The organism is Bradyrhizobium sp. NBAIM03, assembly GCF_020194055.1.
Taxonomy (GTDB): domain Bacteria; phylum Pseudomonadota; class Alphaproteobacteria; order Rhizobiales; family Xanthobacteraceae; genus Bradyrhizobium; species Bradyrhizobium yuanmingense.
This window is the reverse complement of the sequence record NZ_JADYVS010000187.1, coordinates 1-429: the sequence shown is the minus strand read 5'-3', so window position 1 is coordinate 429 and position 429 is coordinate 1. Positions and strand designations below refer to the sequence as shown.

The window sequence follows — 429 nt, the reverse complement described above, 5'->3', positions numbered from 1 at the left end:
GAAAGCGGGCCCGAGAGCGCGGTGAAGAGATGAGGAATCATGGCGCGTTGCTTCCGAGATCAGATCAGGCACGCTGAGCCATGCCCGCGCGATGGCACGCTCAGCGATAGTGACCGAGGCGCTCAAGCACCTCGATCTTGTAGCCGTCCGGATCCTGGATGAAGAAGAAGCGGGCTAGCAACGCATCGTTTGCCTTGAATTCCTTGACCGCCAGCGGCTCGTAGCCCGCCCTGAGCAATTCGGCATGCTTGGTGGCCACATCGTCGACAACCACGGCCACATGGCCATAGCCGTCGCCGTGGGTGTAGGGCTCCTGGCGGCCCTTGTTCAAAGTCAGTTCCAGTTCAACATCGTTCTCTGCATTGCGCAGGTAGACGAGCCCGAAGTCCGGAAAATCGAGCGTATGCGAGGGCGTGAGGTCCAGTACCT

At 60.1% G+C, this 429-nt stretch carries 1 protein-coding gene; it reads right to left on the bottom strand.

The annotated features are described in order from the left end of the window. Positions 1 to 100 precede the first annotated feature (100 nt). The coding region (locus tag I6F21_RS38015) for a VOC family protein (protein ID WP_225184419.1) at positions 101 to 429 on the bottom strand (329 nt) is incomplete at its 5' end.